Source organism: Pseudoalteromonas sp. SM9913 (genome assembly GCF_000184065.1).
GTDB lineage: Bacteria > Pseudomonadota > Gammaproteobacteria > Enterobacterales > Alteromonadaceae > Pseudoalteromonas > Pseudoalteromonas tetraodonis.
Genome location: NC_014803.1, coordinates 992,517 through 1,009,185, shown reverse-complemented (window position 1 = coordinate 1,009,185; position 16,669 = coordinate 992,517). Strand labels below are relative to the sequence as shown.

Genomic DNA, 16,669 nt, shown 5'->3' with positions numbered 1-16,669 from the left:
TTCGGTAAATTAGGATCACACTATGGCCACTAAACCAAACACGCTTTCACTTATTACCAGTACCCGTTTTGCTATTTTTAGCATTATTATTATTTGTTTTGTATTGCAGCTTATTAATAGCCTACCTGGCATTAATTTAAACGGTTTAGGTATTTATCCAAGAAGTATTCAAGGGTTGGTTGGTATTCTTTGTGCTCCCTTTTTACACGGTAGCTGGTGGCATTTTGCCAGTAATATGTTGCCATTTGCTGTATTAAGCTGGTTAATTTGCCAGTACAGCGTACAGCGCTTTTATAGTGTATTTATATTCACCGCTTTAGTAGGTGGCTTATTCGTTTGGATGTTTGCCCGCAGTAATATTCATGTGGGTCTAAGCGGTGTCATCTATGGTTTGTGGGGATTTATTTTATGCTATGGCATTGTAAGGCGTTCATTTAAATCGATTTCCATCGCTGTTATCGTAGCATTTTTATACAGTGGCTTTATCTGGGGCGTATTACCGCAGCGTTTTCATATCTCGTTTGAGAGCCATTTTTTTGGTGCATTAAGTGGATTGTTTTTAGGTTATAAACTAGCAAAAGCAGATAAATTAAAAAATCAGCAAGCAACAACTAAAACACGCGTTTAATATAGATAGAGGTTATTTATGAGTGAAAACAACGAATACATCCCGCCTAAAGTATGGACATGGGACAGTGAAAGTGGTGGTAAATTTGCTAGTATAAATCGCCCCATTGCAGGCGCTACTCATGACAAAACATTACCGATTGGCGAACATCTATTTCAGCTTTATTCGCTGGCAACACCCAATGGCCAAAAAGTTAGTATTATGTTTGAAGAGCTTTTAGAGCTTGGCTTAACCGATGCCGAATACGATGCGTATTTAATTAATATTGGTGAAGGCGATCAGTTTGGCTCTGACTTTGTTGATATAAACCCGAACTCAAAAATACCCGCGCTGATGGATCATTCAACCACACCGCCAACACGCATATTTGAGTCAGGTGCTATTTTACAATACTTAGGCGAAAAATTTGATGCCTTTATTCCTAATGATCTCAAAGCCAAAACAGAGTGTCGTAACTGGCTATTTTGGCAAATGGGCTCAGCACCTTACTTAGGCGGTGGGTTTGGCCACTTTTACAGTTATGCACCGAGTAAAATGCAATACCCGATTGACCGCTTTACCATGGAAACTAAGCGCCAGCTTGATGTACTAAACCGCCATTTAAGTGACAATGAATACATGGCAGGCAGTGAATATTCAATTGCCGACATTGCTATTTGGCCGTGGTATGGCTCACTGGTTTTAGGTGACCTATACGACGCGGCAGAGTTTTTAGATGTTGCATCTTATACCCATGTGGTTCGTTGGGCTAAACAAGTGGCTGCACGCCCAGGCGTAAAACGAGGTCGTCGCGTTAATCGTACGTGGGGCCCGGAAGAAGAGCAAATGGCAGAGCGCCACACGGCTCAAGACTTTAAATAAAAGTCAAAACAGTTCAATAAGCCAGCTGCTTAGCTGGCTTTTTTATTCCATTAATAAAAAATATGAATCATATTTCAGTTTTATATTTTATAAAAAATTAAATAATTTCCTTTTAAAACAGGAAAACACGCCAAAATGGACTAACTTTAATAAAAATTACTAATATAAAGTTTATTATGCAATCTTTGGTTTGTGTACTCCTCTTAAGTGTACTTTATATTGCAGCATTTCCTTTAAGTGCACGCAGCGAAGATGTAAAAACATTAACGCTCTACCATGACTCAGACTATTCAAACCATTACGAATCGGCCTATGCAATGAAGATGGGGGTGCTGACTGCTTTAGCAGAGATTAATAATAACGTACAAGATTATCAGCTCACACTGATTGAAAAAGACAACCGAGGTAATGCGAATCGCAGCTTATTGCACATGCAGCAGTTTCTAAAAGACCCCAATGCACTGGTTTTTATTGGTGGATTGCACTCCCCGCCATATATAAAAAACAGAGAGTTCATCAATAAAAACAAACTATTACTATTACTGCCTTGGGCTGCCGGAGGGTCTATTACGCGCTACCCTAGTGATGATAACTGGGTATTTAGGCTCTCGGTAGATGATACAAAAGCCGGTTATAGAATGGCCCAATTTGCAACGCAAACTCTAAATTGCAAAAATCCGCTCTTACTTTTAGAAGACACGCCATGGGGAAAATCAAACAACAACACCATGCTTGAGGCCTTTGGTGATATAAAACCACAAGTAGAATGGTTTAACTGGAACACAAAAATAAATAACGCCAAATTAATGCTGCATCAAATAAAAAATACACCTGCAGAGTGTATTTTATTTGTTGGAAATGCCATTGAGGGGGCTGTATTTATAAATGCGATGGCAAGTTTTACCAAAAATGAGCGCCTTCCTATTGTTAGTCATTGGGGAATAACGGGTGGGGATTTTTTTGCCAACGTTGAGCAAGCCATAAAATCAAACTTGAGCTTACATTTTATACAAAGCTGTTTTTCATTTTTAAAAACGCCGCAAACCGCTTTAACTAAAAATGTTATAGCACAAAGCTTATCCCTCAAGCCTACCCCTGTAGCACCCACTGAGTTAATTTCTCCGGCTGGATTTATTCATGCCTACGACTTAACAAAACTATTGTTACAGGGCATATCACAAATAACTTTAACCGATAATACAGAGCACAACAGAGCAAAAATCAAACATGCACTTGAAAACTTAACCATGCCAGTTAATGGCTTAATAAAACAATACCAACGTCCTTTTGCTGTTTGGTCAGCTAATAATATTGATGCCCACGAAGCACTTGGTTTTGACGATTTATGCATGGCAAATTATCAGCCAGATGGAAAAATACACATTATCGAAAACCCAATAGGCAATGTTGAGTAATGCGAGCATTAATAAATAAAAAACTTAAGCTCTCAACAAATAATGCTTTTTATACTTTTTTAGCATTGAGCTTAATATTATCAGTGACTATTTCTTTACTGTTTGTTGGTCATCGCGCAAATACAGCTATTTATGATTTGCAAAGTAAAAGTCTTGAGATTGAATCTAAACTCACCACCAGCTACCTCACACTATTTTTAGAAACAAGAACACAAATTCTTAATGACCTTGCTCGTCAACCTATTTTATCTAACGCCATAATGGGGTCAGACACCTCAAAAGCGCTACTCCAAGATTACCTTTTTCAATATAAAATAATGGGTAGCACCGAAAAAATAACGATTATAAACGTATTAAAAGAGGTGGTTTTTAGTAACGACCCTTCGATTAACGAGCTGAGTATAATTGAGCAACCATGGATAAATAGCTTACTTGAAGAGCAAACAGAAAAGGCGGTGATATTAAATAAGCCAACCAATACCGACCTATTCACCATTGCGGTGCCTATAAAATATAATAACTTTACTGAGGGCGTGCTTATGGTGCAATTTAATACGCCAATGACCCAGTTACTACCGACCGACTTTGACCGTGAAAGCCATGGACTGACTTTAGCAGGCCCATGGGTTTATTATTCTAATTTAAATCAAGATGACGAGTATGTCAGTATTAACCAAAACCTCATTGGCAATACAGATATAACATTAAACTACTACATTACTGCCAATTTAATTGCTGCTAAAACTACTCGCTTCATAATCGATATTGCTATATCAATTATTGTAAGTATGGCTTTATCGTCGTTATTCCTGTTTGTATTTGGTCGGCACTTACTACTAAACCCGTTTAAGCTTTTAGAATCCTCAAGAGAAGCGATAAAGCAAAGTGAAGCGCGTTACGAACTGGCGGTTAAGGGCAGTAATGATGGTATTTGGGATTGGGATATTGTTACAAATGAAGTATATTTTTCTCCCCGTATTAGCGTATTGCTTGGCTACGACGAAAACGATAAAAACGCTTTGCCTCACTGTGCTGATGCACTTTATAAGTTACTTCACCCTGATGATATAACCAAGCATAAAAAGCAAATAGCAAATCACTTAATTAGCAACATTCCCTTTAATTACGATTATAGATTAAAGACTAAATCAGGCGCTTATCGTTATTTTACAGTAAAAGGGATGGCACTGCGCAATGAGCATAATAAAGCAATTAGAATGGCAGGCTCTGTAACTGACATTACTGAGCAAAAACGTTCTCAAAAAGCATTAAAACAAGCAAAAGAGCAAAATGATTTATTAGCGCAGGCAATCGAATCGTGTAATGTGGGTATTTCTATAGCCGATGCGAGTGTGCAAGGCTTTCCTTTAGTCTTTTTAAACTCTGAATTTGAAAAAATAACAGGCTATAGTAAAGAGGAAATGCTAGGAATAAATTGCAGCTTACTTCAAGGGCCAAACACCGATAAGAACGCAATAGATATTATTACTAATGCAATAAAAACATTAAAAACTCAACGTATAGAAATACTAAATTATAAAAAAGATGGCACGGAATTTTGGAATAGCCTACAAATCTCGCCTGTTTTTAACGAGCAGCAACAACTCACAGCTTACGTGGGAATTCAGCAAGATATCACTGAGCAAAAAGCAGCGAATCAATTATTAATTGAAGCAAAAGCGGCGGCTGAACAGGCTAACATTGCCAAAAGCGAGTTTTTAGCAGCAATGAGTCATGAAATTCGCACGCCTATGAATGGCGTATTAGGCATGCTTAATTTGATTTTAGATAGCTCATTAAATGAAAAACAACACCATCAGGTAAGCATTGCACTCAATAGTGCAAACTCCTTATTAAATATTATTAACGATATTTTAGACTTTTCAAAAGTGGATGCCGGTAAGCTTGAGCTTGAGGAGTTAGAGTTTAACCTTTGTAACATGCTCGACGATTTTATCGAAACAATAGCAATTCATGCCCACAGTAAAAATATTCCGTTAATGCTAGATATAGAGCACCTTGAATACGCTTTTGTCATTGGTGACGCCGGACGCCTCAAACAAATTTTAACAAACTTAGTAAATAATGCGCTTAAATTTACTCATAAAGGTGAAGTGCAAGTTATTGCTAAACTCACACCGATTAACAATAATCAAATGCGTTTTAACTGCCAAGTAATAGACTCTGGGATTGGTATTTCTGCAGCCCAACAAGCCAAGCTATTTAAATCATTCTCTCAAGTTGACTCTTCAACAACACGAAAATATGGAGGCACGGGCTTGGGCTTAGCGATTGTTAAAAAGTTATGCCACCTAATGGAAGGTGATATACAGGTACAATCTAAAGAAAATAAGGGCAGTAACTTTAGCTTTAATGTTGTTCTAAAACGCAGTAAAAACCCACAAAAAGTATTACCCCCTGTAGATATGTCATCGTTAAATATTTTAATTGTGTGCAGCAATCAAACTCAATCTTCTATCTTACACAAGCAGTTTACTAAATGGGGAGCAACAGCCGTAATCAGCCCATCCGCAAAGCAGGCTGTGCAAATATGTCAGCAATATATCGAAAAACAAAACCTTTGTTTTGATTTAATTATGATTGATATGCAGCTAAGTGACGGCGATGCTTTAACCTTAAGTAAAACCCTTGATAAAGAAGTAGATCTTATGGCTGCGCATGTTGTTTTAATGACCACGGGTGAGCTAAATAAACAGCGCGATTTATATCAAGCGTCTCGGTTTTCAGCCATTGTTACAAAGCCCATAATCACACAAAATCTTTTTAAGATGCTATCGACCTGCTTTAGCGATAAACAGCATAGTAATAGCAGCCTCATTACTGAGGATTTATCTGACACTCAGCCTTTGTCGAGCGATGATATTGTGTGGGACAAAAACATTCGTATTTTACTGGTTGAAGATAACAACATTAATCAAATCGTCGCCTCTACCACGCTTAAAAAAATAGGAATTAATAGCATTGATATTGCAGAAAATGGCCAGCACGCGCTCGAATATTTAAAACAAACAACTTCCCATAACCCGTACTCACTCATTTTAATGGATTGCCAAATGCCAGTGATGGATGGTTACCAAGCCACAACCCATATAAGAGTAAATGAAGCTGGAAGTAAAAATCCCCCAATTACTATTATTGCTATGACAGCAAACGCTATGGTGGGCGATAAAGCTAAGTGCTTACAGGTTGGAATGAACGACTATATTTCTAAGCCCATTGCGCAAGACATATTATTTAAAAAACTTCTAAAGTGGTTGCCATATGAGCTTAAAAACAATGAGTAAAGTAGATATGTTAACCATATCATCTTAATATATATAAATATTTGTACTTATACAGCGGTAAAATAGAGTGAAAAAACTAACAAAAGAGCAAATTTATAAACGCTTAAATAACGAAGAAGATGCTCGCGCGTGTAAGGCCATTGACGATAACGCATGCCAAGAAGTCCCCGGTAATTTTATTACTTTACTGCTAAGCCAACTGTTTAGTAAGTTTGCTGATGCGCTACTCAATCCCAAAATAACGCTGCCGTGGTTAATGCAAAGCTTAAACGTGCCAGCGAGTTTTATTGCTTGGCTAGTACCTATTAGAGAGTCGGGTTCACTGCTGCCACAGTTAGCTATTGCTGGCTTTATCCGCCAATTGCCTATTCGTAAATGGGTGTGGGTTATTGGCGCTATTGTGCAGTCTTTATGTATTTTGGCTATGGTTGGTGTCGCGTTTACACTTGAGGGCAAGCTTGCGGGTTACGCCATTATTGGTTTATTAATTTTATTTAGCTTAGCTAGAGGGTTTAACTCGGTGGCCGCAAAAGATGTGCTTGGAAAAGTTATTCCTAAGCAACAGCGCGGTAATATTAGTGGCTTAGCTGCCAGTATTGCCGGTTTTGCCACCTTAACGTTTGGCTTGCTCATGTGGTTTTTTTCACAACAAAAAGATCAAAACACCGTCATTATAGCCTTAGCACTCGGTGCAATAATGTGGGTGATCGCGGCTTTTTTTTACAGCCAAATAAATGAATATAAAGGGGCAACCGATGGCGGTGAAAATGGCTTGCTGCATGCGTTTTCTAAACTTAAGCTGCTTTATAAAGATAAACAATTTGCCCATTTTGTTGTTACCCGTGCGCTACTTTTATGCTCAGCTCTAAGTGCCCCTTTTTATATAGTTTTAGCCAGTAAACAGTCTTTTGAATTTTCTCTGCTTGCCACTTTTATTGCCGTTTCTGGCTTTGCTAGTTTAGTCTCGGCGCCTATTTGGGGCAGGCTCAGTGATTTATCTAGCCAGCGTGTTTTAGTGCTTAGCGCTATATTAGTCACATTTAATGGCTTAGCCGTATTTGTTATTGCCACTTGGTATAGCGCACTACTGCTAAATTGGTGGGTTATGCCTATATTGTATTTTTTACTCTCAGTTGCACACCAAGGCGTGCGTTTAGGGCGAAAAACTTACCTTGTTGATATGGCTGAGGGCAATAAACGCACCGATTATGTATCGGTAAGTAACACGGTAATTGGGGTGTTATTACTACTTCTGGGTAGTATAGGTTTACTCGAGGCTTTTTTATCAACCGCTGAGCTAATTTTACTTTACAGCACCCTTGGTTTTTTAGGTGCTATAAGTGCATTCTTTTTACCACAAACCGAATAATAGGTTACCAACATTGCTTTATAACTGTGGGCGCTTTAGTGCAAATTTGTCTTTCGTGGTACTAAAATAATCGCCGCCCATTTTACCCACCGCATCTAAACGCGTTGGATCAATATATCCGTTCACTAAAACGGTGTCGTCGAGAAAAATACCCACTACATCTAACAGCATCATTTGCCCACCGCTTGGCTCATCTGAAATAGTAATCACCTCTCGCAACTTACATTCATAGCGCACTTTTGACGCAGCAGCACTTGGCACACTGACTAATTGGCTGGGGGTACGCTGTATATTTGCAGCATCAAACTCACTCACGTCACGTGGATAGTTAGCGCAGCTTTGGTTCATTTGTTCAACAAGCGAATGGCTAACAATATTAACTACGCACTCTTTGGTAGCGAGTAAATTATTTAACGTATCTTTATTTGCATTATCGCGAGGGTTTACCTGCGTTACGCTTAAAACCGGCGGGTTACAACTAGCAACAGTAAAAAACGAATAAGGCGCAATATTAGCAACCCCCTCTTCACTTAACGTGCTTACCCACGCAATCGGTCTTGGGCTTATACCGCCTACTAAGTAGCTATAAACAGAGTGGTTGCTATTATCGGTTAAATCTAAAAACATGGTTTCTCACTTTTAATCTTAAAAAACTAAATCGGAAAATCGCTACGCTGCGTACAAGTTAAATAATTACTTCATAGCATTTTTAAATAATACATTGAATCCATGCGCATAAAAATAAACATAGTCTGGTTTAAACGTGACTTACGCCTAAGCGATCATCAGCCTTTAAAAAATGCGTTTAGTAACGGCCTGCCTACCCTCTTAATTTATAATTTCGAACCTTTACTACTTGACGATGCGCATTACAACGAGCGGCATTGGCGCTTTGTATATCAATCTATTTGCGACTTAAACACTCAGTTGGCTCGCTTTAACAGCCGCGTATATATATTTAATGAAGATATGCAAACCCTACTTGAATCGCTTCACTCGCAGTTTGAAATCACAAACCTCTTTAGCCACCAAGAAATAGGGCTAAACAATACCTTTGAGCGTGACATAGCAATTAAAGCCTGGTGCCAACACCATCACATTAACTGGTTAGAGTCGCCAACCGGGGCTGTGATACGTGGCAAAAGAAATCGCAGTAATTGGAACGAGCGCTGGCAACAAACCATGCAAGCACCTATTGCTATACCTAATTGGAAGCAAATAAAACCACTTACTCTTACTGATTATCAAACACCTATACTGCCGAGCGCCTACACGCAAGATAATGAACATTTTCAGCACGGGGGCCCTCGACTTGCCCGTGAAGTAATGCAAAGCTTTTTTGCTGAACGCGGTAAGGGTTATCAAAAAGGAATATCCAGCCCAAGCTTAAGCCGTACGCATTGCTCTAGGTTATCGCCCTATTTAGCGTGGGGAAATATCAGCCTGAGGCAAGTGTATCAAATGGCGATTGACGCATACCATAGCACTTCTGCTGATAAAAAAGGGTGGAAGCGCCCACTTGCCGCGTTTGTATCACGCTTGCATTGGCATTGCCATTTTATGCAAAAGTTTGAAAGCGAATGCACCATGGAATTTAAAGCGCTAAATCCGGGTTACCATGCATTTCCGTATCGTGATGACGCCCAGGTTACTAGCGATATTGAACGCTGGGCACAGGGGCAAACTGGTATTCCTATTATTGATGCCTGCATGCGCTGTTTAAAAGCCACCGGTTATATTAATTTTAGAATGCGCGCTATGCTAGTTAGCTTTGTAACGCATCATTTAAACATCAGCTGGCAACAGGCAAGTTTTCCGCTGGCTAATTACTTTTTAGACTTTGAACCGGGAATTCATTACCCACAAATTCAAATGCAAGCCTCTGTCACCGGTATTAATACCATTCGTCATTACAACCCAATAAAGCAATCGGAGGATCAAGACCCAACCGGTGCGTTTATAAAAAAATGGTGCCCTGAACTTGAAAAGCTCCCCATTGAATATTTACATCAACCTTGGGAGCAAACGCCCATGGAAGCGCTATTTAACGACTTTAAACTAGGTGAAGACTACCCTGAGCCGATGCTTGATTTAACCACCGCCTCAAAAGAAGCCCGCGAACGGCTATGGCAATACCGAGAGCGGCCCGATGTAAAACGCGCCATAGGTAAAATTCTTAAAAAACACGTAGCTCCGACTCAAAAAATCACCCGTGTAAAACGCAAAACTCGCAGTAACAGCAATAAAGAGAACACCTAATTATGGCGCACAAAAAACTTAACTTACCGCAAAAAATTTGCCCAGTATGCAATAAGCCGTTTGCGTGGCGTAAAAAGTGGCAACGAGATTGGGATAACGTTATTTATTGCTCAGAGCGGTGCAAACGCAGCAAATAGCCGCTTATAAAAACCAATACACGCATATTCGCTTTAATCTCACTTTATATCTTACATAGCTGTTATAGTGGTTAACGTTTCAACTTGTTATTCAATGCAAGTTAACACTCTACCCTCTGCCTGCTCAACATTCATTACACCTAGCACAGCTAATTAAAAGAACACCCTTTACCAAGCCTTATTTTACAGCCATGGCGTGAGCTTGCCTGTAAAACCCCTCTTTGTTTGTTAGCGATGTAGCATTATTCGTTTATAAACTCAGCATACTTTAATCAAGGATATAGCATGAGTGAATTAACTATTGGCGTAATTGGAACATCACGTAAAACAGATGAAAGACGCTACCCTATTCATCCTGCGCATTTAATGCGTATACCTGAAAAACTCAGAAAAAAAATGATTTTTGAGCAAGGTTATGGCGCGGCATTTAATATGAGCGACGAAGAAATTGCAGCACTGACAGGCGGCATTGCCACCCGCAGTGATATTTTAACCCAATTAGGCACCGTCATTATTGCCAAACCAGTGCTTGCTGATTTACAAGAACTTAAAGAAGGCGGCACAATTTGGGGCTATGTACATTGCGTACAACAACAAGCAATTACCCAAGCTGCCCTTGATAGAAAGCTTACTCTTATTGCCTTTGAAGACATGTTTGTATGGTCACCACAGGGGAATGTGGGCCGTCATACTTTTTATAAAAACAATGAAATGGCTGGTTATTGTGCGGTGTTACATGCTCTGCAACTAAAAGGCATTGATGGTCATTACGGTAATCAACGTAAAACCATTATTTTTAGTTTTGGCGCTGTTAGCCGAGGCGCTATTTATGCATTAAAAGCTCATGGTTTTAGAGATATTACAATTTGTATACAGCGCCCCGATCATGAAGTGCGTGAAGAAGTACTTGATTGTCATTATGTTAAAGTACGCCCAGGCACTGAAGGCGAAGCTCGTATGATAGTGGTTGAGCACGATGGGTCGCAGCGTCCGCTTACTGAGCTTATTAGCGAAGCTGACATTATTGTTAATGGCACCTACCAAGAAACCGCAAACCCCGTCAATTTTTTGATTGAATCTGAAGCCGATTGCTTAAAACCCAATAGCCTTATAATAGATGTAAGCTGTGATGAAGGAATGGGATTCTTTTTTGCAAAGCCAACAACATTTAAACACCCAATGTTTAGCTATAAAACCACGGATTATTACGCGGTTGATCATACCCCTAGCTACTTATGGGAAAGTGCAACGCGCTCTATTTCTGCCGCGCTCATTGTATACTTGCCAACTGTTTTAGCCGGCCCAGAGCAATGGCAAAAAGACGAAACCATTCGCCGCGCTATCAATATTGAACACGGAATAATTAAAAACAACGCTATTTTAGCGTTTCAAAACCGTGAAAGCGCCCCGCCTTATCACCTGCAAATAGCTGATATAACCTAAATTCGGGATAATAAATAATCCCAAACATAACGTGGACCTTGTTTATTAAATTATTTGGCTTCTATTTTGCAACTATCTATGTAAATAACGCTTTTTAGCTGTTTTACCATGTAGTGTTTACAAGGTATTGCAAACACTACACGGTATGACTAATTAACCTAAAAAGCCTACACCCTCAACAAGGAGAACATAATGACGATTAAAAAATCTGCAAGTTCAACATGGTCTGGTGATATTAAAAAAGGGAAAGGTTATATCTCAACGCAAAGTGGCGCATTAGATAACCAGCCGTATGGGTTTAATACCCGCTTTGAAGATAAGCCAGGATCAAACCCAGAGGAATTAGTGGGTGCAGCACATAGTGCCTGTTTTGGTATGGCTTTATCGCTGGCACTTGGTGAAGCGGGCTTTACCGCTGAGAACATAAACACCGAAGCAGTGGTTAGTTTAGATGAAGTGGATGATGGCTTTGCCGTGACGCACATTGCCCTTGAAGTAAATGCAACCATTGCAGATATTTCAAATGAGCAATTTCAAGCATTGTGCGAACAAACCAAAAAAGGCTGCCCTATCTCAAAATTATTAAATACTGAGATTTCGCTTAACGCCACACTTAAGTAAATACCTAGTGTATTAAGCTAGGCGTAAAGCGCTTAAAGCTCATGAAAAGTAAGGTTATGCGCATGTAAAAAAGCCATAACCTTATTGCTACTTTTTCATTAATCATAGAAATAAAGGCACTGTTTAATCGCGGTGAGTTACAAAAAGGTTAAACAAAAACAGTTAAATAGATTATGTAAAATATCAATACTTTGTTAGGATTAAGGGCAGGCTTAACCACACCTTATTTTGTAGGTTAAAACAAAGGGTACGATGAATGAATGATAAATCACTAAATTGCGAAAAAGTTTCTTGTAGCAATTGCGCTGATTCGAATGAACTAGATTTTGACTTTACCATGGCATTTCAGCCTATTGTAAATTGTCAAAATAATACTATTTTTGGATATGAAGCACTTGTCCGTGGTTTAAATAATGAATCGGCCTACTCTATTATTTCTCGTGTTAACGATACTAACCGCTATACGTTTGATCAGTTATGCAGAATTAAAGCGATTGCACTTGCATCAAAGCTAGGTGTAGATTCGATGCTTAGTATTAACTTTTTACCAAACGCTATCTACAAGCCAGAGCGTTGTATTCGTACCACCCTAGAAGCCGCTAAAAAGTATAACTTCCCTACAACAAATATTATGTTTGAATTTACAGAAGTCGAAAAAATAGAAGACAGCGCACATGTAAAACGTGTTGTGAGCTATTACCAAGAATTAGGCTTTAAAACAGCCACCGATGACTTTGGTTCAGGCTATTCTGGATTAAACCTATTAGCCGATTTTCAAACTGATATTATCAAGCTTGATATGGCGCTGATCAGAGATATCGACAAAGATAAAAATCGCCAGGCAATCGTAACTCACTGTTTAAACATGTTTAGCGCGCTAAATGTTACAGCTCTGGCTGAAGGCATTGAAACTGTTGAAGAATATCAGTGGTTAAAATACGCAGGTATTGAGCTAATGCAAGGTTACTTATTTGCAAAACCTGGGTTTGAATGCTTGCCAGAAGTTGATTTTCAATAGCACACCGTTGCTATAAAAAAACCGGCGTTACGGCGGTTTTTTCGTATTAGATATAGGTTATATATCCAAAATTACATATTTCCCAGCTCTATCATCATTGCGGTGTACATACGTAAATTAAGTGCTAATTGCTCAAGGGTAATAAACTCATGCTCTGAGTGCCCGGTGTAGCGTTTACCCGGCATAGATGGGCCAAACGACACGGCATTATCAAATAGCTTGGCATTTGTACCGCCCCCTATTGAAACAAAATCAGCGTTTTTATCACCCGTATAATGCTTAAAAATATCAAGTAGCTTTTGCGCATGGGGTGCGCTATCTAAAAGCATGGGCGTACCAATGGTGGTTTTAATGTTAGCTAACGTAACCTGATTAGCCGTTTGCCAATTAGCAAGCGCAGTATCAATTTGTTGTTTAAGTAACGTCTCATCTTTACCAACCGGACGGCGAGCATTGACCGCTAAAGTAAGCGCGTTACCCTCACGTTCAATAACCGTAGGCGCTACGGTCATTGGCCCCATAAAGTCATGTTCATAAGCAATTTCGCCAAACTGTTTACCGTGAATATCTAAACCAATAAGCTGATTAACAAAATCAATGAGCTGGCCATCACTATTGTTTTCAAGCTCAACGTTTTTAAATATTTCAGCTAAATAAGCAATGGCGTTAACGCCTGATTCCGGTTCAGATGAGTGGGCCGACATGCCTTTAACACTTATGGCAAGCGCGTTATTTTGCTCTGTAAAATTAAATTCAACTTGCTTAAGTGTGTTAGCTTTTGCTTTTAATTGATTAATTAATGTTTCGTTGGCGTTATGTAGTAATAGGCTGGCATCTTCAGGGATTTGACTGGCAAATGCGCCGCCGGTTACATCACTGACATACACACCTGTTTGTGGTGATGTTGCATCAAATGTTGGCGCAATTAAGCTCCAGCCTTTTTCAGCAACCACTACAGGGTATGAGGCATCAATGGTTACCGCATACTTTGGTTGCTGATAAGTTTTCATAAACTCAGTTAACGGCCCCCAGTCAGACTCCTCCGCTAGGTAAATCATTAATTCAATACGGTTATCAAGCGCTATGCCTTTATCTTTTATCGCCTTCATGGCGTACATTGCAGTCGCAATAGCGCCTTTGTCGTCTTCGGTACCACGGCCAATTAATTTATCCGGCTCTGAGGTGTCAATAATAAAAGGGCTTTGCTTCCATTTGCTGGCATTAGCAGGTTGTACATCGCCATGAGTTACTATGGTTACCTTATCAGTTTGTTGCCCCATACCAATAAGTACGGTGTAACCTAAATCTTGATAATCAAAACCAAGCTCAGCCGCTTTCATTTTTAGTAACGCTTTAAAGCCAATAAAGTCGGGATTTTGTGGTGCGCTAACATCACTTTTATTAACCGTTGGAAAAGACACCAAATTTGTGAGTGTATGTACTTGCGCACTTTGGTAGGTATTTACAGCGTAATCAGCCACGCTGTCATTAATTTTATTTAATTGTGCATGAGTATTAAAGGCCAATAAAGCGATACTAGCTAAAGCTAACTTTTTCAAAACAAATCCCATTTAATTAACAACTAAGAACCATAATTATAACGCCCTTGTTTAATAACAAACAACGCTTTGCGACAGAGCGTAAAACCGCCACTATATTTATCTAACAGCTTTACTAAAGATGCCTGTATAATGCGCACCTTAAAATTACGGGGTTAATCATGAATCGCAGAAAAAAGATCATTACAAAGTTTAATAACAAAGATAAGCGCGCAAATGCAAAATTACATAAAAGTAATAAACCTGCTTATGTGTCTAAAGCTGAACGTGAAAAATTAGCATTACTGGCTCAAGAACAGCAAATAGAGTCTATAAACGATGAAACATGTTTATAAATCAATAAAAACAAAAGCCTGGAACAGGAAGTAAAATAAAAGTTAATAAATAGTTGCAAACTAAACACCTAACTGTAACATTGAACATTCAGCAACAATGCAGAAACACACCAATAATCACTTAGGAGGCATAAATGAACAAACTATTTATTATCACTCCTAGTGCTCCTCAAGAATGTTCTGTCGACTATCATTTAAGTGAATGGTTCGACGAATAAAAAAACCTGAATAATTTAAAAGCAATAATGCCTCGCAGTAGGAAGGCTTCTATGTAATTAAAATTCAGGTAACAATAATGAAAAGAAAACTCTCAATTCTTAATGGATCACTAGCCGCGTGCATGTTTTTTTCGTTTGCAAGTAATGCTTGTTTAACAAACGAAGTTGAATCAAACGACACTGAAAGCAATGCAAATTCCCCACTTTGTAGTAATACCGCCGTTGCAGGCTCGTTGAGTCGAAATGATACTGATTGGTTTAGATTCGAACTAACGCAAACCGGACCTATTGAAGTTAATCTTGATCATCATACTCGTGATGACTTTGACTGGGCATTATATCAAGAAACGGGGTCGGCCCTAGCCGAAGGGGCGACCAGTAATGTGCCAGAAACAGGCAGTTATAACGCGCAATCAACGGGTACAGGTTGGTACGATCTAACAGTCAATTTTGGTGAAGGTAGTAACACCGGTGGCGGAAGTGGTAACGATGATTGTGGCTATAGTTCTCGTCCTGCAAAACCAGGTTCATTACAAGCATATTTACAAGGTGGCAGTGCTGATTCATGTAGCACATTAACAGCTGATCAAGGTGCTGTATTACTTATGGGTGGTGGCAGCGATGTTGATCAAGCATTTAGTAATCGCGTTGCCAACCATGTTGGCAGCGGTGCCGATGTTGTTGTGCTTAGAACCTCAGGTACTGACGCCTACAACGATTATTTACTGAACTTAATGAATGCCGACTCAGTAGAAACACTGATCATTGATACTCGCAACAAAGCGAATGATGACTATGTTGACTGGGCTATCCGCAGTGCCGAATTTGTATGGATTGCAGGCGGTGACCAATCTGATTACCTTAATCAATGGCAAGGTACAAAAGTACAAACCGCTGTGCAACACGTTTTTGATAAGGGCGGTGTCGTTGGCGGAACGTCTGCAGGCATGGCATTAATGGCAAACAGCGTGTACGACCCGGATGGTGTTGCTGGTGCAGTATCCGATGAAGTAGTCACTGACTTTTGCCATGAGACACTTAACTTCAGCAGTCGCTTTATTGATGTGCCTGTTTTAGACAATAGCTTAACCGATACGCACTTCCAAGAACGAGACAGAATGGGGCGCGCCATCGTGTCTTTAGGCCATCACAGCAATCAGTACTTTTCTATTGCAGCCAGTGAGGCAACCTCACTGTTCATCGAGGCCTCTGGTACAGGTGTTGTTGACGGCAGCAATGAAGTTTACATCTTCAAAGAAACCGCTAATACGCAAAGAGTGACATTGCAATGTGGCAGTGCTGTTAACTATCAAAATATTAATAGAGTAAAGCTACTACCTGGTGATAATTACAATGTGGTTAGCCACACTCATAATGGTATGCAACTAGACGTGAGCATTAATGGTAATAACAACAACTTCTACTCCCCTATCAATCCTTATTAATCCCCCCAGTTAAGAGCCCTTTGGGCTCTTTTTTAACTGTCGCAAAAATAATAATT

General features: G+C 39.5%; 14 protein-coding genes. 12 read left to right on the top strand and 2 right to left on the bottom strand.

The features are described from left to right. Window positions 1-22 precede the first annotated feature (22 nt). The 5 genes from PSM_RS04670 to PSM_RS04650 all read left to right on the top strand — a co-directional run bounded on the left by PSM_RS04670 (window position 23) and on the right by PSM_RS04650 (window position 7,578). On the top strand, window positions 23-628 hold the full coding sequence (locus tag PSM_RS04670; RefSeq protein WP_013464432.1) for a rhomboid family intramembrane serine protease: 606 nt from the start codon (window positions 23-25) through the stop codon (window positions 626-628). Window positions 629-646: 18 nt separating this feature from the next. Beyond that, window positions 647-1,489, top strand: coding sequence for a glutathione-dependent disulfide-bond oxidoreductase (yghU, locus tag PSM_RS04665; protein ID WP_013464431.1), 843 nt, complete (start codon window positions 647-649; stop codon window positions 1,487-1,489). A gap of 176 nt (window positions 1,490-1,665) precedes the next feature. After that, the gene (locus tag PSM_RS04660) at window positions 1,666-2,904 is read left to right on the top strand and encodes an ABC transporter substrate-binding protein (RefSeq protein ID WP_013464430.1); all 1,239 of its coding nucleotides are present in this window, start codon (window positions 1,666-1,668) and stop codon (window positions 2,902-2,904) included. Then, a complete protein-coding gene (locus PSM_RS04655; protein ID WP_013464429.1) occupies window positions 2,904-6,209 on the top strand; it encodes a PAS domain S-box protein in 3,306 nt (1,101 codons plus the stop codon). Before PSM_RS04660 ends, PSM_RS04655 begins: the two co-directional genes overlap by 1 nt. A 67-nt stretch (window positions 6,210-6,276) precedes the next feature. Then, on the top strand, window positions 6,277-7,578 hold the full coding sequence (locus PSM_RS04650) for an MFS transporter (protein WP_013464428.1): 1,302 nt from the start codon (window positions 6,277-6,279) through the stop codon (window positions 7,576-7,578). Between the two features lie 18 nt (window positions 7,579-7,596). On the opposite strand, the gene PSM_RS04645 is transcribed toward PSM_RS04650, so the two are convergent. Beyond that, window positions 7,597-8,205, bottom strand: a complete 609-nt coding sequence (locus tag PSM_RS04645) for a flavin reductase family protein (protein WP_013464427.1) — start codon at window positions 8,203-8,205, stop codon at window positions 7,597-7,599. A gap of 102 nt (window positions 8,206-8,307) precedes the next feature. Between PSM_RS04645 and PSM_RS04640 the strand changes: the two genes are divergently transcribed. The 5 genes from PSM_RS04640 (at window position 8,308) to PSM_RS04625 (ending at window position 13,056) form a co-directional block, all read left to right on the top strand. Beyond that, window positions 8,308-9,837 carry a cryptochrome/deoxyribodipyrimidine photo-lyase family protein gene (locus PSM_RS04640; protein WP_013464426.1) on the top strand — a complete coding sequence of 510 codons (1,530 nt, stop codon included), beginning with the start codon at window positions 8,308-8,310 and terminating at the stop codon, window positions 9,835-9,837. 2 nt (window positions 9,838-9,839) lie between these two features. After that, on the top strand, window positions 9,840-9,974 hold the full coding sequence (locus PSM_RS18345; protein WP_010391223.1) for a DUF2256 domain-containing protein: 135 nt from the start codon (window positions 9,840-9,842) through the stop codon (window positions 9,972-9,974). 285 nt (window positions 9,975-10,259) lie between these two features. After that, window positions 10,260-11,417: a N(5)-(carboxyethyl)ornithine synthase gene (locus tag PSM_RS04635; RefSeq protein ID WP_013464425.1), complete on the top strand. Its 1,158-nt coding sequence runs from the start codon at window positions 10,260-10,262 to the stop codon at window positions 11,415-11,417. 192 nt (window positions 11,418-11,609) lie between these two features. After that, window positions 11,610-12,038 carry an OsmC family protein gene (locus tag PSM_RS04630; protein WP_013464424.1) on the top strand — a complete coding sequence of 143 codons (429 nt, stop codon included), beginning with the start codon at window positions 11,610-11,612 and terminating at the stop codon, window positions 12,036-12,038. Window positions 12,039-12,294: 256 nt separating this feature from the next. Then, window positions 12,295-13,056 carry an EAL domain-containing protein gene (locus PSM_RS04625; RefSeq protein WP_013464423.1) on the top strand — a complete coding sequence of 254 codons (762 nt, stop codon included), beginning with the start codon at window positions 12,295-12,297 and terminating at the stop codon, window positions 13,054-13,056. A gap of 71 nt (window positions 13,057-13,127) precedes the next feature. On the opposite strand, the gene PSM_RS04620 is transcribed toward PSM_RS04625, so the two are convergent. After that, window positions 13,128-14,615: a dipeptidase gene (locus PSM_RS04620; RefSeq protein WP_041695847.1), complete on the bottom strand. Its 1,488-nt coding sequence runs from the start codon at window positions 14,613-14,615 to the stop codon at window positions 13,128-13,130. A gap of 161 nt (window positions 14,616-14,776) precedes the next feature. On the opposite strand from PSM_RS04620, the gene PSM_RS18340 reads away from it, so the two are divergent. Together PSM_RS18340 and PSM_RS04615 are read left to right on the top strand one after the other, a co-directional pair. Continuing rightward, the gene (locus PSM_RS18340; protein WP_013464421.1) at window positions 14,777-14,950 is read left to right on the top strand and encodes a DUF2986 domain-containing protein; all 174 of its coding nucleotides are present in this window, start codon (window positions 14,777-14,779) and stop codon (window positions 14,948-14,950) included. A gap of 295 nt (window positions 14,951-15,245) precedes the next feature. Then, window positions 15,246-16,613, top strand: coding sequence for a cyanophycinase (locus tag PSM_RS04615; protein WP_041695664.1), 1,368 nt, complete (start codon window positions 15,246-15,248; stop codon window positions 16,611-16,613). Window positions 16,614-16,669 lie beyond the last annotated feature (56 nt).

Bases quoted from the DNA above. Each gene is read 5' to 3' on its own strand.
- PSM_RS04670 (WP_013464432.1), top strand. From the start codon at position 23: ATGGCCACTAAACCAAACACGCTTTCACTTATTACCAGTACCCGTTTT.
- yghU (WP_013464431.1), top strand. From the start codon at position 647: ATGAGTGAAAACAACGAATACATCCCGCCTAAAGTATGGACATGGGAC.
- PSM_RS04660 (WP_013464430.1), top strand. From the start codon at position 1,666: ATGCAATCTTTGGTTTGTGTACTCCTCTTAAGTGTACTTTATATTGCA.
- PSM_RS04655 (WP_013464429.1), top strand. From the start codon at position 2,904: ATGCGAGCATTAATAAATAAAAAACTTAAGCTCTCAACAAATAATGCT.
- PSM_RS04645 (WP_013464427.1), bottom strand. From the start codon at position 8,205: ATGTTTTTAGATTTAACCGATAATAGCAACCACTCTGTTTATAGCTAC.
- PSM_RS04640 (WP_013464426.1), top strand. From the start codon at position 8,308: ATGCGCATAAAAATAAACATAGTCTGGTTTAAACGTGACTTACGCCTA.
- PSM_RS18345 (WP_010391223.1), top strand. From the start codon at position 9,840: ATGGCGCACAAAAAACTTAACTTACCGCAAAAAATTTGCCCAGTATGC.
- PSM_RS04635 (WP_013464425.1), top strand. From the start codon at position 10,260: ATGAGTGAATTAACTATTGGCGTAATTGGAACATCACGTAAAACAGAT.
- PSM_RS04630 (WP_013464424.1), top strand. From the start codon at position 11,610: ATGACGATTAAAAAATCTGCAAGTTCAACATGGTCTGGTGATATTAAA.
- PSM_RS04625 (WP_013464423.1), top strand. From the start codon at position 12,295: ATGAATGATAAATCACTAAATTGCGAAAAAGTTTCTTGTAGCAATTGC.
- PSM_RS18340 (WP_013464421.1), top strand. From the start codon at position 14,777: ATGAATCGCAGAAAAAAGATCATTACAAAGTTTAATAACAAAGATAAG.
- PSM_RS04615 (WP_041695664.1), top strand. From the start codon at position 15,246: ATGAAAAGAAAACTCTCAATTCTTAATGGATCACTAGCCGCGTGCATG.